Raw genomic sequence first — 22,002 nt, 5'->3', positions numbered from 1 at the left:
CCCGCCCCGCCGTGTCACGCCGTCCCGGCGGAGCCCAGCCAGGCGGAGCGGGTCGACGGCATCCCGGAGCCGCCCGACTCCCGGGTGCGCACCGCGAGGATCTGGTTGACCCCGATGCGGTTGTGCTCGAAGGCCAGCGCGGAGGCCGCCATGTACAGCCGCCACACCCGGGCCCGCCCGGCGCCCGCGAGGCGGACGGCCTCGCCCCAGTGCGCCTCCAGGTTGGCGACCCACTCGCGCAGCGTCAGGGCGTAGTGCTCCCGGATCGCCTCCACGTCGCGGACCTCCAGCCCCGCCTCCTCCAGCCGGGAGACGGTGGCGCCGACAGGGGCCAGCTCCCCGTCGGGGAAGACGTACCGGTCGATGAACTCGTCGACGTGGTAGGCGTCCTCGTCCTCCCACGGGCGGCGGGCGATCTGGTGGTTGAGCAGCCGGCCGCCCGGCCGCAGCAGCCCGTACAGCACGCGCGCGTACTGGAGATAGCGCTCGCGGCCCACGTGCTCGGCCATGCCGATCGACGAAATGGCGTCGTACGGGCCGTCGTCGACCGCCCGGTAGTCCTGGACGCGGATCTCGACGCGGTCGGTGAGCCCCGCCTCGGCGATCCGCTTGCGGGCGTAGGCGGCCTGCTCGGTGGAGAGGGTGACGCCGGTGGCGTGCACCCCGTACCGCTCGGCGGCGTGCATGACCATCGAGCCCCAGCCGCAGCCGACGTCCAGCAGCCGCTGTCCGGCCTTGAGGTCCAACTTGCGGCAGATGAGGTCGAGCTTGGCCTCCTGGGCGTCCTCCAGGGTCGCGTCGGGCCGCTCCCAGTAGGCGCAGGAGTAGACCATGGACGGGCCGAGCACGAGCTCGTAGAAGTCGTTGCCGACGTCGTAGTGGTGGCTGATGGCCTGCCGGTCGCGGACCGGGCTGTGCAGGACGCCGCCCCGTCTGCGGACCTCCTCCGGCGGCGGGGGCGGCGGCAGTCCCGGACCCGCGAGCGAGAGCACCTCGCGGGCGATCAGCGCGGTCGACGGGTCCCGGAGCCGGGCCAGCAGACGGCGGTGGGCCGGCTCGTCCTCCTCGGGCGGGCGGTTCCAGACGACGCCGGACAACCGGTGCAGCGCGTCGTACAGGTCACCGTCGACGTCCAGTTCACCGGCCACCCACGCGCGCACCAGTCCCAGCTCGCCGGGCTTGAACAGCATTCGGCGCAGCGCCCTGCGGTGCCTCACGACCAGGGCCGGCGCGTCCGGGGGCCCGGTCTCGCTGCCGTCCCACGCGCGGATGCGCAAGGGGAAGGGAACGCCGAGCGCCTGCTTGGCGAGAGCGGTCAGTCGTCCGGCCGTATCGGCCATGGCGCGTACCTCCGTGCCTCCATGAAGACGGGTCCACTGCGCAGCAAAAACAGATGGGGACTACAACCACATTCCCGGGATCATTGTTCCTCTCCTACCCATCTCATGTTTGATGTCCGCACGGCCAGGACACGGGCATGCCGAAGGGCGCCCGCCCCACGGATGGCGGACGCCCTTCGGCTGCAACGGGTGAACGGGCCCTGCGGCCCGCCGGCGGCTAGGCCTTCGCCTTGGCCGGGGAGGCCTCGGCCGCGACCACCGGCGCCGGCACAGGCTTGGCGGCCTCGTAGAACTCCTCGCGGGGGTTCTCGATGGCGCCGAGGGAGACGACCTCGCGCTTGAGGAAGACCGCCAGCGTCCAGTCCGCGAGGACCCGGATCTTGCGGTTGAAGGTCGGGACCGCCATGCCGTGGTAGCCACGGTGCATGTACCAGGCCAGGCGGCCCTTGAACTTCAGCTTCATCTTGCCGAAGCGGACCAGGGCGACGCCCTTGTGCAGGCCGAGGCCGGCGACGGCGCCCTTGTTGGCGTGCTTGTACTCCTGCTGCGGGAAGCCCCGCATGCCGGAGACCACGTTGTCGCCGAGGACCTTGGCCTGGCGCAGCGCGTGCTGGGCGTTGGGCGGGCACCAGGCACCGGGGCCGGAGGCCAGGTCGGGGACCTGGGCGTTGTCGCCGGCGGACCAGATGTAGTCGGTGCCCTGGACCTGGAGGGTCGGGGCGGTGTCGACGTGGCCGCGCGGGCCGAGCGGCAGGCCGTACTTGGCCAGGACCGGGTTGGGCTTGACGCCGGCGGTCCACACGATGGTGGAGGCGTCGACCTCGAGGCCGTTGGCGAGCACCACGTGCTTGTCGACACAGGACTTCATCGACGTGCTCAGGTAGACCTCGATGCCGCGCTCGCGCAGGTGCTCCAGACCCCACGTGCCGAGCTCGGGGCCGACCTCGGGGAGGATCTTGTCGGCGGCGTCGACCAGGATGAAGCGCATGTCCTCGCGCTTGACGTTCGCGTAGTACTTGGCCGCGTCGCGGGCCATGTCCTCGACCTCGCCGATCGTCTCGGCACCGGCGAAGCCGCCGCCGACGAAGACGAACGTGAGGGCCTTGCGGCGGACGTCCTCGTCCGTCGTGGAGGCGGCCTTGTCGAGCTGCTCCAGCACGTGGTTGCGCAGGCCGATGGCCTCCTCGACGCCCTTCATGCCGATGCCGTTCTCGGCCAGGCCGGGGATCGGGAAGGTGCGGGAGACGGCGCCGAGCGCGACGACCAGGTAGTCGAAGGGCAGTTCATAGGACTCGCCCACGAGCGGTTCGACGACCGCGACCTTGCGGTCCTGGTCGATGGTGGTGACCCGGCCGGTCAGAACCTCCGCCTGGGGGAGAACGCGGCGCAGCGGCACCACGACATGGCGGGGGGAGATGCTGCCGGCCGCGGCTTCCGGCAGGAAGGGCTGGTACGTCATGTACGAACGCGGGTCGACGACCGTGACGGTCGCCTCCGCATAGCGCATCTTCTTGAGGATGCGCCGGGCCGCGTACAGGCCGACGTACCCACCGCCTACTACGAGGATCCTGGGACGCTCCGTGGTGCTCATGCTTCGAGTATTCACCACGGCCCGGGGGGTACCTCGTGAGCCCCTTCACAAGGTTTCCGGCACCCTCTGCTACACTGCGCCGCTTCGTGATCAGGACCACAGCCGCCAGGGGGAACCCGGCGCCGGTCACGGGCGTTGAGCGCCTGGCCCCACCAGCGACGATCGGCATCCGGGGGGCCCGCTCCGCACTCCCGCAACATGGGTGAAACACAAGCCCGTCAAGGGCTTTGGGGGTCACCGGGGGGCCTCACCCCGGGCAGTTGGGCCGTCCGGCGGGAACTTTCATGTGAAGAAATTCACGAACCTTCTTGCGCAGGCGTGTCGGACCCGCCGCGGGGGCCCGCTCACCTGACAAGCGCCCTGCTCAGGCGATACTCCACGCGATGCCGTCGAGGATGTCGTGCTCGCTCACGACGACCTCCGCGGCACCCGTGCGCTCCATGATCCGCAGCAGCACGAGCGCCCCCGCGCCGATCACGTCGACCCGCCCCGGATGCAGCACCGGGATCGCCGCACGCTCGGCGTGCGTGGCGGCCAGCAGCCGGGCGGTGACCTCGCGGACCTGCTCCACCGGAATGCGGGCGTGGTGGATCGCGGCCGGGTCGTACCCGGGCAGGCGCAGCGCGATCGCGGCGACGGAAGTCACGGAACCGGCCAGCCCGACAAGCGTGCGCGCCTCGCGCAGCGGCACGGTGCTCTCCGCCAGGTCCAGCGCGGCGTCGATGTCCCGCGTCATGGCGGCGATCGCCTCGGGCGTCGGCGGGTCGGTCACGGCGCCGTCGTGCACCAGGTGCCGCTCGGTCATCCGCACGCAGCCGACGTCGACCGAGCGGGCCGCGGTGACCTCGGTGTCGCCGACCACGAACTCCGTGGAGCCGCCGCCGATGTCGGTGACGAGGAAGGGGCGCTCCAGGTCGGCACGGCCGGCCAGTTCACGGGTGGCGCCGGTGAAGGAGAACTCGGCCTCCTGGTCGCCGCTGATCACCTCGGGCTCCACGCCGAGGATGTCCACCACGCCGCGCACGAAGTCCTCGCGGTTGGAGGCGTCGCGGGACGCGGAGGTGGCCACGAAGCGGACCGCGTCGGCGCCCAGTTCGCGGATGACGCCCGCGTACTCGCGGCAGGCCGCGAAGGTACGCTCCAGCGCCTCGGGGGCGAGGCGGCCGGTGCGGTCGACGCCCTGTCCGAGCCGGACGATGGTCATCCGGCGGTCCAGGTCCTTGATGGCGCCGGTCGCGGGGTCCGCGTCGGCGACCAGCAGGCGGATCGAGTTGGTGCCGCAGTCGACGGCGGCGACGCGGGTCACTTGTCGTCCCCCTGCACGGCGCAGGGGTCGACGCACGGGCCCTTGCGCCACCACTCCGGCAGCATCGCGAGGGCCTCGTCGCCGAGCGGGTTGACGCCGGGACCGGCCGCCAGGGAGTGGCCGACCAGCACGTGCAGGCACTTGACCCGGTCGGGCATGCCGCCCGCGCTGGGGAAGCCCTCCAGCACCTCGATCGCGTCGCGGCGGGCGAGGTAGTCCTCGTGCGCGGCCCGGTAGCCGGCGGCGAGTTCCTCGTCCTCGGCGAGGCGGGCGGTCATGTCCTTCATGACCCCCTCGGCCTCCAGGGTGCCGATCGCGGACGCAGCGCGCTGGCAGGTCAGGTAGTACAGCGTCGGGAACGGTGTGCCGTCCTCCAGCCGGGGCGCCGTCTCGACGACGTCCGGGTTGCCGCAGGGGCAGCGGTGCGCGACGGCGCGCAGACCGCGCGGGACGCGGCCCAACTGCTCCCCGACGGCGGCGACATCGCGCTCCGTCGGCGGGGCGTGCTCAGTGGAGGGCGGGGGCGTTTCCATGCCTGGGTGTGTCTCTTTCAGCGGTGTGCGGGGGCGGCGGCGTCGGCGTGGTCGACGCCGTCCCACAGGTTGGCGTACCAGGGGCGGCGAGCGGCGTTGTCGCTGTCGCCGCGGCGCGGGCCGGCGGCCTCGTCACCCCGTGCGGCGGCCCCGGAGGGAGTCACCACCGTATACGCCGTCTCGCCGGGCAGGACGTAGTGGAGCCGGGTGCGGGCCTGCGTCTTGACGTACTCGGGGTCCTGCCAGCGCGCCTTCTCCTCGCGCAGTTCCTCGACCCGCTTGCGGGCCTGTTCGGCCTGCTTGCGCTGGTCGGCGATCTGCGAGCGCTGGGCGACGTACTGGCGAGTGGGGTAGGCCAGGGCGACCACCAGCCCGCACACCACGAGGGCGAGCAGCGCGGCCCGCCCGGTCAGCCGGTTGCGGCCGCGCGGCAGCACGGGCCGCCGCGGGCGCCCGGTCGCGCGGTAGACGCGGGCCTGCGCCTGTGCCCCGAGGGCACGGATGCGCGTCGCGGTGGAGAAGCGATCCGGCACGTGCACCTCCGGTGGGGGGTTCGCGTTCGTCATTGCCTCGGGGCCGGGGACCGGCGTACCGGTGACCGGGAACCGCTGCCGCCCGCCGCGGGCGCAGCGGGCGGCAGCGGTGAGGCGTCAGCCCTTGAAGCGCGGGAACGCCGAGCGGCCGGCGTACACGGCGGCGTCGTCGAGGATCTCCTCGATGCGCAGGAGCTGGTTGTACTTCGCGACGCGCTCGCTGCGGGCGGGGGCGCCGGTCTTGATCTGGCCGCAGTTGGTGGCGACGGCGAGGTCGGCGATGGTGACGTCCTCGGTCTCGCCGGAGCGGTGCGACATCATGCACTTGTAGCCGTTGCGCTGCGCCAGCTCGACCGCGTCCAGGGTCTCGGTCAGCGAGCCGATCTGGTTGACCTTGACCAGCAGAGCGTTGGCGGTGTTGTTGTCGATGCCGCGCTGGAGGCGCTCGGGGTTGGTGACGAACAGGTCGTCGCCGACGAGCTGGACCTTGTCACCGAGCTGGTCGGTGATGGTCTTCCAGCCGTCCCAGTCCTCCTCGTTCAGCGGGTCCTCGATGGAGACCAGCGGGTACGCCGCGACCAGCTCGGCGTAGTACGCGGTCATCTCGGCCGCCGACAGGGACTTGCCCTCGAAGGAGTAGCTGCCGTCCTTGTAGAACTCGGTGGCGGCCACGTCGAGCGCCAGCGCGATGTCCTGGCCGGGCTGGTAGCCGGCCTTCTTGATGGCCTCGACGATCAGGTCGAGGGCGTCGCGGTTGCTCGGCAGGTTCGGGGCGAAGCCGCCCTCGTCGCCGAGGCCGGTGGACAGGCCGCGCTCCTTCAGGACGCCCTTGAGGGTGTGGTAGACCTCGGCACCCCAGCGCAGGGCCTCGGAGAAGGACTCCGCGCCGATCGGGGCGATCATGAACTCCTGGATGTCCACGTTGGAGTCGGCGTGCGAGCCGCCGTTCAGGATGTTCATCATCGGGACCGGCAGCACGTGGGCGTTCGGGCCGCCGAGGTAGCGGAAGAGCGGGAGGTCGGAGGCCTCGGACGCGGCGTGGGCCACGGCCAGCGAGACACCGAGGATGGCGTTGGCGCCGAGGGAGGACTTGTCCGGGGTGGCGTCCAGGTCGAACATCGCCTGGTCGATCAGCCGCTGCTCGGTGGCGTCGTAGCCGACCAGCTCCGGGCCGATCTGCTCGATGACGGCGAGCACCGCCTTCTCCACACCCTTGCCCAGGTAACGGCTCTTGTCACCGTCACGGAGCTCAAGGGCCTCGAACGCTCCGGTGGACGCTCCGGAGGGCACGGCGGCACGGCCCGTGCTGCCGTCGTCGAGGCCGACCTCGACCTCCACGGTGGGGTTGCCTCGCGAGTCGAGGATTTCCCGGGCTACGACGACGTCGATCGACGGCACGTGAGTCTCCTTCTGATGTCTCTTCGTTTCGGGCATGAGCCTAACCGACCCGAAAAGCCCCGTCCGGGCACGCTCCGGGGAAGTCCGCACCGGACCGCGAACGGAAGGGGGCACCGAGAAGAACGATCGGGGACGGACGCCCGCCGGCCGGCACGGACACGCGGACACGGACCGCAGCGCGCGGACGCCCTGCCGGGCGCCCGCGGCCGGCGGCACCGGGTCAGCGGCGGCCGAGCTCCAGCGTCTCACCGGCCACGATCCGGTCCGGGTTGTCGCCGATGACGTCCTTGTTGGCGGCGTACAGCCCGCGCCAGCCGCCCGGCAGGCCCTGCTCCATGGCGATCCCGCACAGCGAGTCGCCCTCCTGCACCACGTAGCGGCCGTCGCCGGTGCCCTTGGTGGAGGTGTCCTTCGCCGCGCCGCGGTCCGCGCCGCGGTCCGAGCGCTCGTCCGCGCCGCGCGTGGTGTCGCGGGAGATGGCGCCCCAGGCGGCGTCGCCCTCGACGACCTGCGGCGGCACCGAGGTCGCGCCGTGGCTGCCGCTGCCGGTGCCCGTCGTGCCGCCGGGCAGCCGCGGGGTGGTGCCGGCCTCGGGCTTGCGGTGCTTGCCCGGGATCTTGACGGCCGTGCCGGTGGAGGTCTCCGGGTCGGGCGTGGCGGTGGAGCCAGGGACGGCGGTCGAGTCGTCGCCGTTGTCGGAGGACCCGGCGGTCCCGTCCGTGCCGGAGTCCGTGCCGGTCCCGGTGCCCGTGCCGTCGGAGGAGCCGCCGGTGCCGGCGTCGTCGTGGTCCGAGCCGGTGTCCGTCCCGGAGTCGGTGCCGTTCCCGTTGCCGTTGCTGTTTCCGTTGCCGTTGTTGCCGTTGCCGTCGGAGTTGCCGCCGAGGAGGTCCTGCAGCACCTCGCCCAGGCCGCCCTGGTCGGCGCAGCCGGACCAGGCGTCGGGGCCGAGCACGGAGAGGATCTTCTCCGCGACGGTTATCTGCTCGTTGCGGCTGGCGAGGTCGGGGCGCTCGGCGTAGGCCGTGCCGCCGTACTGCTGCCAGGTCTCCTCGGTGATCTGCAGACCGCCGTAGAACCCGTTGCCGGTGTTCGAGCTCCACAGGCCGCCGCTCTCGCACGCGGCGACCGCGTTCCAGCTGGTGCCGGCGTCCGCGGCGCTCGCGCCGCTCGCTGCGAAGAGGGGGAGCGTGAGGCCCGCCCCGGTCGCCGCGACCGCGACCATGGCGGTCGGGGCCTGACGCGGCTTGCGGTGTCGGCCGTTCCCGGACTTCAGCATGCGCTATCGCCTTTCACATCCGAATATCGCGATGGCGCCTGACCGTAGTGGCCTTGGCCCATGCATCACAAGTCGATGTCTCGCGGATCACGTGAAGATCACGTCGTGACGCTCAGTCAGTCACGTTCCGGTGTGAAGGAGACGGGCAATGCACGCAGACCGCGCATGATGAGCCCGCCGCGCCAGCGCAGTTCCGCGGGATCCGCGGCGAGCCGCAGGTCGGGCAGCCGGGTCAGCAGCGTGGCGAGCGCGGACTGCGCCTCCAGCCGGGCCAGGGGCGCACCCAGACAGTAGTGGATGCCGTGACCGTAGCCGAGGTGCTGGTTGTCCCTGCGTGAAAGGTCCAGTGTGTCCGGCTCGTTGAAGCGCGCGGGATCACGGTCGGCGGCGGCGAGCACCACCAGGACGGGGTCCCCGGTCGCGATGTCCCGGCCGCCGACGGTCAGCGGTTCGGTCGCGAAACGCCAGGTCGCCAGTTCCACCGGCCCGTCGTAGCGCAGGAGTTCCTCGACGGCCGTGCCGAGCAGGGCGTGGTCGCCGCGGACCAGCCCGTCCTGCAGCAGCCGGCGCGGCCCGGGGTTGCGCAGCAGCGTGTACATCCCGTTGCCGATGAGGTTGACGGTGGTCTCGAACCCCGCGAAGAGCAGGATGAACGCCATCGCGGCGGCCTCGTTCTCCGTGAGGTGCTCGCCGTGGTCACTGGCCCGGATCAGACCGGAGATCAGGTCGTCGCCGAGGTCCGCGCGCTTGCGGTGGATCAGCTCCAGCAGATATCCGCGCATTTTCTTCACCGACCGGCCGACCCCGCCGCGGGGACCGCCACCGTGCCGGATCATCATCCCGGCCCAGTCGCGGAAGTCGTCCTGGTCCTCGGCCGGGACGCCGAGCAGGTCGCAGATCGCGTAGATCGGCAGCGGGAAGGCGAACTCATGGATGAGATCGGCCTCCCCCTTCGCGGCGAAACCGTCGATGAGCCGGTCGGTCAGCTCCTGCACGCGCGGGGCGAACTCGGCGACCCGGCGCGGGGTGAAGGCCTTGGAGACCAGCCGGCGCAGCCGGGTGTGGTCCGGCGGGTCGATGTTGAGCAGGTGCGTCATCAGGTCGGCGCTGCGCTCGCCCGGGATGCCCACCTTCCCCTTGGCGTGGGCGCGTTCGGAGTGGTGGACCGGGTTCTTGCTGAGCCGCGGGTCGGCCAGCGCCTGCCGCGCGTCCGCGTACCGGGTCACCAGCCAGGCGTCCACACCGCTGGGCAGCGTGGTGCGGTGCACCGGCGCGTGCTCGCGCAGCCAGGCGTACGCGGGGTACGGATCGGTGGCGAACTGCCAGGTGAACAGCTCGGGGGGCTCAGGGGTCGCACTGTCATGCACCCCATGACGTTAGCCGCTCCCGGCTGAGCCGGTCGGCCAGCCGGGTCGTCTCCGGCAGGCGGTAGGAGGGGGAGAGCGCCAGGACATGGCGGCACGCGGTGTCCAGGTCGATGCCGTGGCCGGTCGACACGTACACCGGCCGGACCCCGCTCCGGGTGCGCAGCGCCCGGCCCACCGTCTCGCCCGCGTCGACCAGCGGCACCGACGCCCCGCGTTCCTCCCCGAGCGCCGCCGCGTCGTACGTGCCGACGAACGGGGTCTTCGCCACCCCGGCGGCCGGCAGCCCGGTGACCACCCCCAGATGGCAGGCCAGACCGAAGCGGCGCGGGTGCGCCAGTCCCTGCCCGTCGCAGAGCAGCAGGTCGGGCGTGACGGTCAGGCCGCGCAGGGCCTCGATCAGCACGGGAAGCTCCCGGAACGCGAAGAGCCCGGGCACGTACGGGAAACCCGCCCGGGCCGTCGCGGTGGCCTGGTCGACGGGGGCGAGCGTGGCCGCGTCGACCACGACGACGGCGGCGGCCACGATGTCGTCCGCGGCACCGTGGCCCCCGCCGTACGCGACGTCCAGTCCCGCGACGTACCGCGGCCGCTGCGGGCCGGGCCCGCGGTGGTCGGCCAGCGGCCGGAGCCGGTCCTGAAGGGCCAGGGCCCCCGCCTCGTCGTGCGGCCACGCGTGCGGGACGTCTATGCGCATGGCCGCGAGACTACGGCCCGGGTCGGGCCGCCGGACCGCAACCCCGGTCAGGGCTGTCTGCCCCGCTGTTCCCTGTCGTCGCCGTTGGCGGGCCCCGTGCCGCGGTCCGGCCCGGGCGCCCGGTTCCGGCTCCCGGCGTGGGCCTTGGGGACGGGCACGCCCTCCGGCGGGGCGGCGACCCCGTGGGAGCCCCAGTTGCCGAAGCCCTTGAGGGAGTGCGGAAGGTGGCGGATGCCGTCCTGCGGCCACTCGTCGTAGTCGCGCCACTCGGTCAGGGGGTGCCGCTCACCATCCTGGTGACCGGGGCCGTGGTCGGCCGGGGTCTCACGGCCGTACTCCTGGCGCGTGTGCCACGCCCCGCCACGGGGCTGCGGCCGCTGCTCGGGAGGCGGCTCCTTGGACCGGTGGTAGAGGCCGATCGAGACGGCCCCGATCAGCAGGCCGACGAGGAAGATGCCCACTACCAGCGGGGCGATGCCGACGAGGTAGTCGTGCGGCACGGCCAGCTGGATCTGCTCCAGTGCTCGCATGCCACCCATTTACCCTATTCACCCGGTTTCACTCCCCGCCCACCCGCCCGTGTGCCCGGCAAGGTCTGGGCGCCCCGACGCAAGTCGTTGGGGGCCGGGTGCGGGCCCTCCGGGGCTGCCATTCTGGACAGCACATTTAGGTGCCTCAGGCACTCTCGGCTGCGCACTCGGGGTTGTGCACCCAAATATGCTCCACAGTCCAGAACGCCACCCTCCCCCAGCTACCGCTGGGAGGTGCCCCCAACTCCCCCGCCCCCTCCCTCTCGCCATGCGCCTGATCCCCGGTGGGTGGGCGAAAAGGCGGTCCGGGGTCACCGCAAGTGCCCATCCGAACCCCCACCGGCCGTAAGTCGCCCAACCGACCCGGGAGGGGGTGCGCCGGGGTCCGCCCGCAGGGGACGAGCGGAGACCGCCTGGTCGATGCCGAACAATGTGGGCGCAAACCGCGAGCGCCGAGGACGGATCCCGGAGCGGCGCCGACCCCACAACGCACGCAGGGCGGGGCCCGCACATACCGCGCCGGGCACACGGGCGGGAGGGCGGGGAAAAAGACCTAGGCGGTACGGGCGCGCTCCGCCGCGAGGATCGCGTCGCGGTACCGGCGGGCGGCAGCCCGCAAGGCGGACTCGGGGTCGATCCCCGCCGCCTGCGCGGCCACCGCCAGCGCCAGCAGCCGATCGCCGGTGTCTGCCGCGTCCGCGTCCGGCAGCGGCACCCCGAGGCCCGCCCGTTCCGCGCGGGCGCCGAGTTTGGCCGCCAGGGCCAGGGCGGGCTGGCCGAGCGGGACGCCCTCCGTGACGGACGTGCGCTGCTTCTCCTGCTCCTTCATCCGCAGCCAGTGGGCCTGGACCTCCTCCGGCGTCTCGGCGGTGTCGTCGCCGAAGACGTGGGGGTGGCGGTGGACGAGTTTGTCGACGATGGTCGCGGCGACGTCGTCGATGGAGAACGGCTCCTCGGGGTCGTCCTGGGCGATGCGGGCGTGGAAGACCACCTGGAGCAGCACGTCGCCGAGTTCCTCGCGCAGGGCGTCCCGGTCGCCCTCCTCTGCCGCCTCGACGAGTTCGTAGATCTCCTCGATGCCGTACTTCACCAGCTCCTGGCTGGTCTGCACGCTGCTCCAGGGGCATTCGCGGCGGATCCGGTCCATCACCTGGACCAGGTCGAGCAGCCGGGCACCGGGCAGGTCGTACGAGCCGGGCAGCAGTTCCAGGTCGGGCATGTCCACGCGGCCGGAGCCGCCGAGGCGGGCCAGTTCGTCGGTGACGGCCGCGTCGCCCTCGCCGCCGGTGAGGTAGACCACCGTACGGCCGTCCGCGGTGAGGTCCACCAGGTCGCGGCCGGTGGGGGCGGCGTGCTCCACGGCGACGCCGGCCTCGCGCAGGTAGGGCAGCTGCGGGTGCCCGGGGTCGGGGCAGACGACCCGGTCGGCACCGCGCAGCAGCTCCCACGCCGGCCAGGACAGCAGGCCGGGGGCGACACGGTGGGTGGTGGTCAGCAGTACCAGGCGGCCCGGGCGGGCGGAGTCATCGGAGTGGTCCACCCGTCGAAACTACCTCGCCCGGGTGCGGCTCAGGCACCGGCCTGGGGGGCGCTCACCTCGGACAGCCACGGGTCCTTGGTGGTGTCGAGGGTGAGCTTCTGCGCGTTCCACTTGCCGTAGCGCGGGTTCACGTCGATGTCGAGCCGGTCGGCCGTGCGGCGCAGCACCGTGAGCAGGGTGGCCTGGCCCTCGGGGCTCTGCACGTTCGCGCCGTAGTGGGCGGCGACCTTCTGCATGAGCAGGTCGGTGCGGATGCTCTCGTCGATGTCGGCGGGGATCATCGCGTACGTCTGGAGGACCTGCGCCTCCAGTTGCTGCTTGCCGCCGGCCTGCGTCTCGGCGGCGCGGCGGGCCTGCTGCACCTCGCGCGGGGTGACGGAGACCCCGGCGTCCTTGGCGGCGCGCTCGATGACGCGCGCCTGGACGAGGCTGTGCACGGTGTTGCGCTGGAGGTCGCTGCTGGCCTCGATGAGCTGGTCGGCCTGCGGCGACTTCTCCTGGGCGGCGCGTACCGCGGCGACCCTCGCCTGCACCGTGTTCACGGTGATCTGCCGGCCGCCGACGACGGCCGCGGCACCGGCGTGCGGTGTTCCGCAGGAGGTCAGCAGTGGCGCGGAGAACAGCACGGCGGCGGTGGCGAGGGCGGAGAGCGCAGTCCTGCGGCGGAGCATTTTGCCTCCCGGCAAGGGATCGGGCGACGGTGCACGATCTGGCAGATGCAGTGATCGAGGATATTGAGCGGGGGCCCGCAATATCCAGCACTCTGCACAAACGATGCCGGTGCCGGTCAGGTGTCGCAGGCGACTCCGTCGCCGTCGCGGTCCAGGGCGCCCGAGTAGCCGGGGTCGCCGCGGTGGAGCGGGGCGGCGCCCGCCTTCCGGGCGGCGGCGCAGTTCGGGTACGTGGTGGCGCCGGAGCCGGGCTGATCATCGCCGTTGCCGCCGTCCTTGCCGGAGGGGGCCGCGGCGGGCACGTCGGGCTTGCCGGAGCCGGGCAGCGGCTCGTCCGGGCAGGTGCGCAGGACCTCGGTCATCGCGTCCTTCTCGGCGGCGGTGACCCACAGGCCGTACTTCTTCTTCACCGCCACCTGGCGGGCGACGTAGGGGCAGCGGAACGCCTTGTTGGGGGGCAGCCAGGTCGCCGCGTCCCCGTCGCCCTTGCCGCGGTTGGCGGGGCCGTCGACGGCGAGCAGGTTGAGCGGGTCGTTGGCGACCTGTATCCGCTTGTCGCGGTCCCAGTACTTGGCGCCCTTCTGCCAGGCGTCGCTGAGTGCCACGACGTGGTCGATGTCGATGGTGCTGCGGCCGCGGGTGAAGCTGATCCCCTTGCCGGTGTACGGGTCGGCGAGGCGGCCGGAGGTGACGATGCAGTCGCCGCCGTTGTCGGACCGGAAGGACTCGCCGGTCAGGTCGCGCTGCAGTATGTCGTCGCGGGTGTCGCAGCCGTTGTGGTCGGTGTCCACCCAGGAGCTGCCGAACTGGTCGCGTGCGTAACCGGTCTTGGGCGCGCGGCCCTTGACCGTCAGGTCGCCGACCGCCTTGAGCGCCGAACCCGCCGGCGCCGCCGCGTCGCTGCCCTGTCCTCCGATGCCGTCGCCCGTGCAGCCGGCGGCGCCGAGGACCACCGCGAGCAGCGCCGCTGCCGTTACCGCCGTTGAACCCGCCCTGGTTGTGACCACCTTGGCACTGTAGGGGGTGGGGGCGCGGACCGGCAGGGGGCCTTCCGGCCCGCGGTCCGCGCCCCCGGCGGTCAGCCGGTGACGGCGACGGGGGCGTCCCAGTCGCTGCGGTCCACCGTGAGGGTCCAACCGCCGCGGGTCTCCTTGCTGTTGACCATGTACTGGTGGCCGCGGCGGTGCCCGGTCCACAGCGTCTTGGAGAACGGCCAGTCGGAGGTCGTCGTCTTCACCTGGTCCCACAGGGCGTACCAGAGGGCGTCGGGGAGCTCGGTGCGGTCCTTGGCATTGGCCACGGCGGCGGCGCTGCTGCTCTTGAAGCCGTAGAAGCCGGCCCAGTAGTTCTTGGCGTGGACGGTCTTGTCCCAGGCGCGGATGTAGGTGAGCACCGCGGTGTTGCAGGCGGTGTTCGTGATGTCGTAGGACTCCATGTCCAGGTAGAGGGTGCTGCCGGCCTTCATGCCGAGCGCCGAGGCCTTGGCCACGGCGTCCGCGCCGTCGGTGGCGCCGAGCGAGGCGGCCGTGGCGGCGGTCAGCTTCTCCGGGTTGCGGCTGGTCTGGCACGGCGGCTGCGCGCCGACGTACAGCGGGATCAGCTTCCAGCCGGACGCGCTCACGGTCTTGACCCAGGACGCGGTCAGGTTCGGCTGCGCGCAGCCGCGGTTCTTGCCGCCCACGTAGACGGCGGCGGCGCCGTAGAAGTCGGCGGACTTCCATGCCTTCATCGCCGCCGACGAGGGCGCGGTGCAGGTGTCGAACGCCCGGCCCGTGTACACCTTCGGCGCGGGACGGGACACGGTGGTCGCCATCGAGGCCTCCGCCGCGACACCGGCGCCCGCCAGCACGGCGACACCCGCGACCGCCCAGGCGATGTAACGACGCTTCTTCGACATCCGGTGACCGGACATCCCCACCCCATTCGTTGTTCATTGCTCATGACACGCGAACGCACGCGTGCGTTCCGCCGCGAAGTCGTCGACCGCCCCGACGGGCCGCGCTCCGTCCGCCGTCGGCGGGTGCGCGGGCCTCCGTGTGCGGGGCGGTCGGCATCATATCCGTCGCGTGGTGCGCCGACGGATCCGCAGGACGGGCCAGAGCAGCAGTGCGCTGACGGCCCACAGGAACACCGCGACAGTGATCCACTCGCCGGTGCCGGTCTCCGGGTCGTCGGCGCCGAAGACCGTGTACGCGAGGGCCACAAAGGCGAAGAAGCCGCCCAGCAGCCCGAAGAGGACCATCGCCACCGACTGGAGCCCGGTGCGCCGGGTGCGGGCGGCACCCGCCGGCGTGACGGCAGGAGCGGAGTCGCCGGTTCCGGCCGCCTCCCGTCGCGGTGGCGGCTGCCGGGGCGGCATCTGCACCACCGCCGCCGGTGGCACCGCGGCGTCGATGACGGCGACGGTGTGCGCGTCGATGCTGTACGGGCCCGGTTCCACCTCGACCGTGATGCCGTCGGTGCCGATGAGCCGGCGGCCGCCGTCCGGCCAGCTCAGCATGGCGGCGCAGGAACGGTAGAGCACGGTCACCGCACGTTCTGTCCCGGCGGTCCCGGCGGCCGGGCGTTCCGTCAGGCTGACGCCGTCGTCGCCCACGACCAACTCCGGGGCGTCCTTGCGGTTCTGGGTGAAACGCCGCCCGGTGACCGCGTACGGCGACCTGACCGGCGCCGCCGTGTACCCGGCCCAGTCCGCCGAGTGCCGCGCGGGCACCTGCATGAGGGCGGTTCCCTCGGCCTCCAGGGCCACCGCGTGCAGATGTGCGGGCGCGGTCGCCCACAGTTCGGAACGCAGTTCCTCCGACGTGCGCGGGAGGCGTCCGGCGAGCAGCTCCTCGGCCATGCCGGGCAGCCGGCGCACCACCGCGTCGTGTGCGGTCAGGGCCGCGTCGGCGCGGCCGCGCACCGCGTCGAGGTCGGCCTGGGCGATCCGGCCCGCCCGCAGTCCCGCGAGGACGTCGACGAATCCGCCGAGGACCGCGTCCTGCTTGGCGGGCAGGGCGTCCGCGAAGGCGGTCACCAGGGCGAACCCGTCGCGGCGCGAGGTGTGGTCGGCCGCCGTGGTGTACGAGTAGCCGCCCTCCTGCCGCAGGGCGCGGGACAGTTCGCGCTCGAGGACGGCCGCGTACAGCCGGGCGGCGGTGGTGTCGGTGACCACGGCGTCCATCAGGACCCCGCCGGTCCCGTCGGAGAAGTAGGCCGGAGCGACGGGCAGCGCGGAGGTCACCGCCGGCATCGGCCTGCGGTCCCCGCCGGGCAGTTCGAGCGACAGTCCGGCGGGCAGCCGCTCGCCGGCGATCCACAGCGTGGCGTTGCCCCGGGTGAACCAGGTCCGCGCCCACTGCCACACGTCCTGGGCACTCACGTTCCGCACACCCCACTCGGGGTAGCTGACCACGCCGTACCCCTGCGCTCCGTAACGCCACAACGGGAGCTGGCCGGGTTCGCGGCGCGACTCCTCGGTCCGCAGGATCTCCTTCTCCGTCTCCAGCCGGTCCATGGGCAGGTCGACGAGGGAGGCGCAGACACCGGTGAGGTGGGCGACGATCTCGTGCTCGGCGCCTTCCGCGTGGAAGTGGGTGAACGCCGCCTTGGTCGCCCCGTTGAAGTGGTAGTCGGCCAGGCCCTGGCGGTGCAGGGCCAGATGCTCGGTCAGGTGCGTCAGGCCCGCCCGCCCGAGCGTCTCGTCGGCGGCACCGACACGGAAGACCAGCCCCGCGCGCATCGGCCCGGCGGCGTAGGTGAAGAGGGTGGGTATGCCGTCGACCTCGGTGTGGTGGACGGCGGCCTGCTGGTTCATCTCAGGCCTCTGTTCGGCATGGGCGGGTCATCCTCTGGCGAGAACCACGTTGCGGTGTCGGACGTAGACGTCGGCGGGCTCACCGAGGTAGCTCCACGGGAACTCGGACGCCAGGTTGCCCAGCGCGCGGAAGTGGGCGGCGGCCCGGGCGGTGTCGCCGATCAGTGAGAACAGGGCCGCGAAGGAGCCCTGGACGACGACCCACCCGTGGTCGCGCCGGAACCGCGGATGGGACACGGACCGCTCGGCGGCCTCGACGAGTTCGGGGTGGACGTGCGGCCGGCGCAGGTACTCGGCCCGGTCGCGGTCGGAGTCCAGAGCGCTCCAGTGCTCGAGGTGTGCCTCGGCCACCAGCCCCGCGTTCAGCGTCGCTTCGGGGGCGCCCTGCATGCACTCCCGGGCGAACGCGTGGGCGGCCTCCCAGCTCCCGCTCCACTTGGGGCACAGCTGCTGGAGGAGCCGTGCCTGGCCCGTGAAGTGGTGCGGGTGGTACCTCGCCAGCCGTTCGTAGCGGCGGCGTGCCTCGTTCTGCCCGAGTTGGAGCCCTCTGGCCGTGTTGAGCCGCTCCGCCCAGGCCGTGCCGCAGGACGGGTCGAGGGCGGTGGCCCGGATCAGCAGTTGTTCCGCCGTCCGCAGGTGTGCGTGAAACGCCGCGAACTGCTCCCTGCTCACGCTCTGCGCCCGCTTGGCGGTCCGGATCTCCCAGCCGAGTTGGACTTCACGGGCACCGAGGACGGTGAGGGCGAAGACGTCCTCCGGAGCCGCCGCGACCATCGTGCGCAGGACGTGCTCGACGCCCGGCACTTCGGCCACGGTCCGGACGGCGTAGGCGCGGCCGGTCCCCTCGGGCAGCCCGTGGACATACCCGCGCAGCGCCTCCATGTCGGCAGCGGCGGCTGCCTGGCGGAGCCACGCGACTTCGGGATGGGCGGACGCCTCCTCGAAATCCGGGGGAGGCAGGGAAGAAACAAGCGACATACGCGGCTCCTAAGCGAACCTTGCGGGAATCCGACCGACCGGGAAATCGGCCGCACCCCACCCGATTTGACGTGAATTTGATTGTGTCCATACCGGACCATCGGCTTCCGTCCACGAAAACCGCATAATCTCCGTCCGGCACTCGCCGCACACAGCCCGTCCCCCTCGCCAGGAAGTCAGCCATGGCACTGAACGCCCGCCGCAATCGCCAACTGCTCGAAGCCCTTGCCCCCTTGCTCCTTCAGGGCGAGCAGGTGGAGCTGACCTCGCTGGCCGCTGTCGGCACGGTCTCGGTCCGCAAGCAGGTCCTCACCGCCGCAGTGGTCGGTGTGCTCAGCGCCGGCACGGTGATGGCCACCGTCACCCCCCGCCCCCTGTACATCGCCCTGACCGACCGCCGCGTGCTCTTCTTCGACGGAAATCGGGGCGGCAAGCCGGGCAAGCTCATGCTGAATCTGCCCCGGCCCTACGTGTCCGCAGGCAATTCGAAGAAGGCATTTCTCGGCCTCCAGTACGCCACCCGCCTCTCGGTGGCCGGCCAGGAACAGGGTCTCAAGGTGACCTTCCCCGTGCAGCACCGGTCGGACGGTCCCCGGTTCGCCTCGGCCTTTCCGGTGACGCACTGACGCAATTCCCGGCGGCGGCCGGTCAGCTGCCCATCTTGTCGATGTCGACGACGTCCTTGGCGGCGGGGACCTGGACGGCGGCCGCCTTGTCGAAGTCGGTGAAGCGCAGGGTGCCGGGCTCCTTGCCGCCCTTGGTGACGACCTTGAGGATGTAGGGCTTGCCCTGGGTGGCCACGTAGGCGGTGATCGTCTCGGCGCCGTCCTTGCCGGTGATCGGCAGGGCGGGGATGCCGTCGACGGTGGTGGGCTTGCCCTTGGTGCCGTCGTCGTCGCCGTCCTCCTCCTTGTCGAGTTCGGCGAGGAACGCCTTCAGGTCGCAGGCCTGGAGGAACTCCTTGGAGTCCGGGCCGGAGGCGCTCGTCTTCATCCACCGCTTCCCGATGACCTCCTGGGCGGCCTTGCCGTCCGAGCCCTGGGACGACCAGAAGGCGTCGTCGCCCTTCATGTAGAGGAAGGCGCCGGACTTCAGCAGGCGGACGTTGCCGCCCTCCATGGTGAGGTTGCCCTGGCAGTCGCCGGTGCGGGTCATGGTCATGTGGTACTTCATCGGCTCCCCGTCGGTGATGCCGTCGAGGTCGACGGTCATCGTGGAGGCCGACTTCATGGCGGCCAGGGCCTTGGTCCCGATCTCGGCGGCGGGCCGGTCGGCCAGGGCCGTCGACGCGGGCTGGGCCTTGCCGGCGCCGAGCGGGCCGCAGGCGGCGAGGGCGAGGGCGGCGGTGGAGCAGCCGAGCGCGGTGAAGGCGGCGCGGACGGTGGTCATGTGGGTCTCCCCTGGGTGAGTCGCGCGGGCGTGGTCGGCCCGTCTTCTTCCGGTCGCCGCAGCCGCCGGCGCCGAAGGTGGCGTCCTGGGCGGTGAGCGTCGCGCCGGCGGTGCCGCCGGCGTTGTCGTTCGCGCAGATCGGGATCGAGTTCACGGAGTGCCCGCGCCCCCCCCTGACCGCTCGTACGGCGGCGGTCGCGGTTGCGGGCACTCCGTGAACCGATGGGTCAATCACAGCATGTCCTGTGAACCGAGTCAACATGGATTCTCTGTTCACGCGACTTCACGCTGTGAAGGGCCGGAACGGGCGTTCATCGGTATGCTCGGGGCCACCATCGAGACCCGCGTGGGAGGGGATCCAGCCAGGTGCCGGAGAACGCAGCAGAAGTCACCGCCGCCGGCATCGCGCGACTGGCCGGTGTGGGACGCGCCGCCGTCAGCAACTGGCGCCGCCGGCACCCCGACTTCCCCAAACCCGTGGGCGGCACCGACACCAGCCCGGCCTTCGCCCTCGCCGAGGTCGAGCAGTGGCTGCGCGGCCAGGGCAAACTCGCCGAGGTCCCGCTGCGTGAACGCGTCTGGCAGCGGGCCGAGGCCCATCCCGCGGGCACCGCGACCGCCCTGCGGCAGGCGGGGGCCGTCCTGCTGCTCGTCCGTGAACACCCCGATGAAGGGCGGCACGCGGAACCGGACGCGCTCGCCAGCGCCGCGGGGGAGCTGCTGGAACGGCGCTTCGGCGGACGCTTCCCCCTGGGGGCGCCGCTGGACACGGCCCTGCTGCGCGGCGCGGCCGGCCTCGCCGCCGAACTGGGCCCGCGCCAGGCCTACGAGTTCCTGCTCGGCCGCCACCTGGACGCCAACCCGCGGCAGTACACGCTCACCCCGGCCGCCCCCGCCGAACTGATGGCGGCGCTCGCCGGGCCCGCCCGCAGCGTGCTGGACCCGGCCTGCGGCACCGGCACACTGCTGCGCGCCGTGGAAGCGCCCCACGAGGTGCGCGGACAGGAGGCCGACCCCGATCTCGCCGCGCTCGCCGCGCTGCGGCTGGCCCTGCACGCCGACCCCGCCGCGCAGGTCGAGGTGGCCGCCGGGGACAGCCTCCGCGACGACGCCTTCCCCGGCCTCGCCGCCGACGCCGTGCTGTGCCACCCGCCCTTCAACGAGCGCAACTGGGGCCACGAGGACCTGGCCTACGACCCCCGCTGGGAGTACGGCTTCCCGGCCCGCACCGAGTCCGAACTCGCCTGGGTGCAGCACTGCCTGGCCCGCGTGCGCGACGGCGGCACCGTGGTGCTCCTGATGCCCCCGGCCGCCGCGTCCCGCCGTTCCGGGCGCCGGGTCCGTGCCGACCTGCTGCGGCGCGGCGCGCTGCGCGCCGTGATCGCCCTGCCGGCCGGCGCCGCGCCCCCGTACGGCATCCCGCTGCACCTGTGGGTCCTGCGCAGGCCGCGGGACGGTGCTCCGCCGTCGCCGCACCTGCTGCTGGTCGACGCCGCGCAGGCACCGGGCGGGACGGCGCCGGGCGGCGAGAAGGTGCCCTGGCAGACGGTGCGCGCCACCGTGCTGGACGCGTGGACCGCCTTCGACCGGGACGGGACGGCCGGTCCGGGCGCCGACCGGCCGGGCGTCAGCCGCGCCCTGCCCGTCATCGACCTCCTCGACGACGACGTGGACCTCGCCCCCGCGCGCCATCTCCCGCCCCCGGCCACCGGTGCCGGCGCGTCCGAACTCACCGATGTGCGGGACCTGCTGACGGACACCTTGCGCCGCACCTGCGAACTCGCCCCCGGGCCCGCCCGGTCCGCGCCGCCCGCCCGGTGGCCGCTGACCACGGTCGGCGAACTGGCCCGGGCCGGGGCCCTGGTGCTGCGCGCGGGCGGCCAGGGCAGCCGCGGCCCCGGCGGGGGCCCCGCCGTGCTCACCGAGCACGACGTCCTGGCCGGCACCGGCCCGACCGGCACCCTGCCCGAGGGGCCGCAGGAGGACGCGCCGGTGCTGGTCGAGGAGGGCGACGTGGTCGTCCCGGTCCTGGGCCGCGGTGCGGCCGCGCGGGTCGTCGACGCCGCCACCGCGGGCGCCGCCCTCGGCCGCAACCTGCACCTGCTGCGCCCCGACCCCGCCGCCGTGGACCCGTGGTTCCTCGCCGGATTCCTGCGCGGCACCGCCAACAACCGCCAGGCCAGCAGTTACGCGTCCACCTCGACCCGGCTCGACGTGCGCAGGCTCCAGGTCCCCCGGCTGCCGCCGGCCGACCAGCGGCGCTACGGGGAGCGGTTCCGGACGCTGGCCGTCTTCGAGGAGGCGCTGCGCCTGGCCGGGCAGTTGGGCGAGCAACTGGTGCAAGGTCTGTACGACGGCTTGACGGACGGCACCGTACGGCCCGAATAGTTAGGGGATCGGGTGAACGAGTGCCGGCTGCTGCCGATACGCTCGCGATGCCACCCGCAGCTGTCCCGTACGCATGTCCAGGAGTCCAGGAGCAGTGTTGAACGGCCCCGGCCCGGTCCCGCCGCCCCCTCCCGCGCAGTCCGGGGGCACCGCAGTGGCGCTGCGTGCCACTTTCCTCGTACTGACGGCACTGAGCTGCGGTTTCCTGTCCTGCCTGCCGCTGCTGCACCTCGCGGTGCAACGCCGCAGGGCGCTGGACTGGGTGCTGTTCTGGACCGGCACGGCGGTGACCGTCGCGGCCTTCGCCACCATCGGCACGCTGCCGGAGTCGAACCCCTGGACGGACGCGGCGCTGATCGTCGTCATCTCCATGGTCCCGCTGGTCGGCGTCCACTACCTCGTGGCCGACATGGCCCTGCACCGCAAGCAGGCGCTGCCCGGGTACCCGCCGTACGCGGCGACCGTCCCCTACCCCCCGCAGCAGCCGGGCCCCGGCGGCTACAACCCGTACAGCTCCGTCCCCACACCCCCGCCGGCGCAGCAGCCGCCCGTCGCGCCGCACCCGCCGCGCCTCAACCAGGTGCGCGCCGAGCTGGACGAACTCAGTGACCTGCTGCGCAAGCAGGAGGACCAGGGGTGAACGGACGGATCGTCGCCGGCCGTTACGAG

General features: G+C 72.7%; 20 protein-coding genes and 1 pseudogene. 3 read left to right on the top strand and 18 right to left on the bottom strand.

Annotated features, from left to right (window positions below; all coding sequences use genetic code 11):
- Positions 1 to 14: 14 nt before the first annotated feature.
- From ACIP64_RS18990 to ACIP64_RS18910, 17 genes and pseudogenes are all read right to left on the bottom strand, one after another.
- Complete coding sequence (locus tag ACIP64_RS18990) at positions 15 to 1,340, bottom strand: class I SAM-dependent methyltransferase (protein WP_401587799.1); 1,326 nt, start codon at positions 1,338 to 1,340, stop codon at positions 15 to 17.
- Between the two features lie 217 nt (positions 1,341 to 1,557).
- A complete protein-coding gene (locus tag ACIP64_RS18985; RefSeq protein WP_401587796.1) occupies positions 1,558 to 2,931 on the bottom strand; it encodes an NAD(P)/FAD-dependent oxidoreductase in 1,374 nt (457 codons plus the stop codon).
- Between the two features lie 364 nt (positions 2,932 to 3,295).
- A complete protein-coding gene (locus ACIP64_RS18980) occupies positions 3,296 to 4,237 on the bottom strand; it encodes an exopolyphosphatase (RefSeq protein ID WP_401587793.1) in 942 nt (313 codons plus the stop codon).
- Positions 4,234 to 4,770 (bottom strand): DUF501 domain-containing protein, encoded by a 537-nt coding sequence (locus ACIP64_RS18975; protein WP_401587791.1) that lies wholly within the window; start codon positions 4,768 to 4,770, stop codon positions 4,234 to 4,236. Before ACIP64_RS18975 ends, ACIP64_RS18980 begins: the two co-directional genes overlap by 4 nt.
- A 17-nt stretch (positions 4,771 to 4,787) precedes the next feature.
- Complete coding sequence (locus ACIP64_RS18970; RefSeq protein WP_401587787.1) at positions 4,788 to 5,336, bottom strand: septum formation initiator family protein; 549 nt, start codon at positions 5,334 to 5,336, stop codon at positions 4,788 to 4,790.
- An 84-nt stretch (positions 5,337 to 5,420) separates the two neighbouring features.
- Positions 5,421 to 6,701 carry a phosphopyruvate hydratase gene (gene eno / locus ACIP64_RS18965; RefSeq protein WP_401587784.1) on the bottom strand — a complete coding sequence of 427 codons (1,281 nt, stop codon included), beginning with the start codon at positions 6,699 to 6,701 and terminating at the stop codon, positions 5,421 to 5,423.
- Between the two features lie 220 nt (positions 6,702 to 6,921).
- Entirely contained in the window at positions 6,922 to 7,977 is a 1,056-nt protein-coding gene (locus ACIP64_RS18960; RefSeq protein ID WP_401587782.1) for a transglycosylase family protein, read from the bottom strand.
- Positions 7,978 to 8,093: 116 nt separating this feature from the next.
- On the bottom strand, positions 8,094 to 9,344 hold the full coding sequence (locus ACIP64_RS18955; protein WP_401587780.1) for a cytochrome P450: 1,251 nt from the start codon (positions 9,342 to 9,344) through the stop codon (positions 8,094 to 8,096).
- Positions 9,337 to 10,038, bottom strand: a complete 702-nt coding sequence (locus tag ACIP64_RS18950) for an endonuclease V (RefSeq protein ID WP_401587778.1) — start codon at positions 10,036 to 10,038, stop codon at positions 9,337 to 9,339. Before ACIP64_RS18950 ends, ACIP64_RS18955 begins: the two co-directional genes overlap by 8 nt.
- 47 nt (positions 10,039 to 10,085) lie before the next feature.
- Positions 10,086 to 10,568, bottom strand: a complete 483-nt coding sequence (locus ACIP64_RS18945) for a DUF6479 family protein (protein ID WP_401587776.1) — start codon at positions 10,566 to 10,568, stop codon at positions 10,086 to 10,088.
- Between the two features lie 553 nt (positions 10,569 to 11,121).
- A complete protein-coding gene (locus ACIP64_RS18940) occupies positions 11,122 to 12,108 on the bottom strand; it encodes a nucleoside triphosphate pyrophosphohydrolase (RefSeq protein ID WP_401587773.1) in 987 nt (328 codons plus the stop codon).
- A gap of 29 nt (positions 12,109 to 12,137) precedes the next feature.
- Positions 12,138 to 12,779 carry a SurA N-terminal domain-containing protein gene (locus tag ACIP64_RS18935; protein ID WP_401587770.1) on the bottom strand — a complete coding sequence of 214 codons (642 nt, stop codon included), beginning with the start codon at positions 12,777 to 12,779 and terminating at the stop codon, positions 12,138 to 12,140.
- Positions 12,780 to 12,895: 116 nt separating this feature from the next.
- Complete coding sequence (locus ACIP64_RS18930; protein WP_401588006.1) at positions 12,896 to 13,081, bottom strand: excalibur calcium-binding domain-containing protein; 186 nt, start codon at positions 13,079 to 13,081, stop codon at positions 12,896 to 12,898.
- Between the two features lie 3 nt (positions 13,082 to 13,084).
- A pseudogene (locus ACIP64_RS18925) lies at positions 13,085 to 13,786 on the bottom strand (HNH endonuclease family protein); the annotation flags it as partial.
- A gap of 71 nt (positions 13,787 to 13,857) precedes the next feature.
- Positions 13,858 to 14,691 (bottom strand): glycoside hydrolase domain-containing protein, encoded by an 834-nt coding sequence (locus tag ACIP64_RS18920; protein ID WP_401587767.1) that lies wholly within the window; start codon positions 14,689 to 14,691, stop codon positions 13,858 to 13,860.
- Positions 14,692 to 14,832: 141 nt separating this feature from the next.
- Complete coding sequence (locus ACIP64_RS18915; protein ID WP_401587764.1) at positions 14,833 to 16,578, bottom strand: insulinase family protein; 1,746 nt, start codon at positions 16,576 to 16,578, stop codon at positions 14,833 to 14,835.
- A gap of 27 nt (positions 16,579 to 16,605) precedes the next feature.
- Complete coding sequence (locus ACIP64_RS18910) at positions 16,606 to 17,556, bottom strand: hypothetical protein (protein WP_401587761.1); 951 nt, start codon at positions 17,554 to 17,556, stop codon at positions 16,606 to 16,608.
- 182 nt (positions 17,557 to 17,738) lie between these two features.
- Here ACIP64_RS18910 and ACIP64_RS18905 point away from each other — a divergent pair, with 182 nt between their 5' ends.
- The gene (locus ACIP64_RS18905) at positions 17,739 to 18,182 is read left to right on the top strand and encodes a hypothetical protein (protein WP_401587759.1); all 444 of its coding nucleotides are present in this window, start codon (positions 17,739 to 17,741) and stop codon (positions 18,180 to 18,182) included.
- Between the two features lie 22 nt (positions 18,183 to 18,204).
- Here ACIP64_RS18905 and ACIP64_RS18900 read toward each other — a convergent pair whose 3' ends face one another.
- On the bottom strand, positions 18,205 to 18,945 hold the full coding sequence (locus ACIP64_RS18900) for a hypothetical protein (RefSeq protein ID WP_401587756.1): 741 nt from the start codon (positions 18,943 to 18,945) through the stop codon (positions 18,205 to 18,207).
- A gap of 366 nt (positions 18,946 to 19,311) precedes the next feature.
- Between ACIP64_RS18900 and ACIP64_RS18895 the strand changes: the two genes are divergently transcribed.
- Positions 19,312 to 21,333 carry an N-6 DNA methylase gene (locus tag ACIP64_RS18895; RefSeq protein WP_401587754.1) on the top strand — a complete coding sequence of 674 codons (2,022 nt, stop codon included), beginning with the start codon at positions 19,312 to 19,314 and terminating at the stop codon, positions 21,331 to 21,333.
- Between the two features lie 97 nt (positions 21,334 to 21,430).
- Complete coding sequence (locus ACIP64_RS18890) at positions 21,431 to 21,973, top strand: hypothetical protein (RefSeq protein ID WP_401587751.1); 543 nt, start codon at positions 21,431 to 21,433, stop codon at positions 21,971 to 21,973.
- Positions 21,974 to 22,002 lie beyond the last annotated feature (29 nt).

It is taken from the genome of Streptomyces sp. NPDC088733, assembly GCF_044751185.1.
In the GTDB taxonomy this organism is placed as follows: domain Bacteria; phylum Actinomycetota; class Actinomycetes; order Streptomycetales; family Streptomycetaceae; genus Actinacidiphila.
The sequence above is the reverse complement of the archived record's forward strand: the minus strand, read 5'-3'. Positions and strand labels throughout refer to the sequence as shown.

Excerpts from the sequence above, each read along its gene's own strand:
- ACIP64_RS18970 (WP_401587787.1), bottom strand. The coding sequence starts at position 5,336 with ATGACGAACGCGAACCCCCCACCGGAGGTGCACGTGCCGGATCGCTTC.
- ACIP64_RS18900 (WP_401587756.1), bottom strand. The coding sequence starts at position 18,945 with ATGACCACCGTCCGCGCCGCCTTCACCGCGCTCGGCTGCTCCACCGCC.
- ACIP64_RS18975 (WP_401587791.1), bottom strand. The coding sequence starts at position 4,770 with ATGGAAACGCCCCCGCCCTCCACTGAGCACGCCCCGCCGACGGAGCGC.
- ACIP64_RS18950 (WP_401587778.1), bottom strand. The coding sequence starts at position 10,038 with ATGCGCATAGACGTCCCGCACGCGTGGCCGCACGACGAGGCGGGGGCC.
- ACIP64_RS18985 (WP_401587796.1), bottom strand. The coding sequence starts at position 2,931 with ATGAGCACCACGGAGCGTCCCAGGATCCTCGTAGTAGGCGGTGGGTAC.
- ACIP64_RS18905 (WP_401587759.1), top strand. The coding sequence starts at position 17,739 with ATGGCACTGAACGCCCGCCGCAATCGCCAACTGCTCGAAGCCCTTGCC.
- ACIP64_RS18910 (WP_401587761.1), bottom strand. The coding sequence starts at position 17,556 with ATGTCGCTTGTTTCTTCCCTGCCTCCCCCGGATTTCGAGGAGGCGTCC.
- ACIP64_RS18945 (WP_401587776.1), bottom strand. The coding sequence starts at position 10,568 with ATGCGAGCACTGGAGCAGATCCAGCTGGCCGTGCCGCACGACTACCTC.
- ACIP64_RS18960 (WP_401587782.1), bottom strand. The coding sequence starts at position 7,977 with ATGCTGAAGTCCGGGAACGGCCGACACCGCAAGCCGCGTCAGGCCCCG.
- ACIP64_RS18915 (WP_401587764.1), bottom strand. The coding sequence starts at position 16,578 with ATGAACCAGCAGGCCGCCGTCCACCACACCGAGGTCGACGGCATACCC.
- ACIP64_RS18935 (WP_401587770.1), bottom strand. The coding sequence starts at position 12,779 with ATGCTCCGCCGCAGGACTGCGCTCTCCGCCCTCGCCACCGCCGCCGTG.
- ACIP64_RS18920 (WP_401587767.1), bottom strand. The coding sequence starts at position 14,691 with ATGTCCGGTCACCGGATGTCGAAGAAGCGTCGTTACATCGCCTGGGCG.
- ACIP64_RS18990 (WP_401587799.1), bottom strand. The coding sequence starts at position 1,340 with ATGGCCGATACGGCCGGACGACTGACCGCTCTCGCCAAGCAGGCGCTC.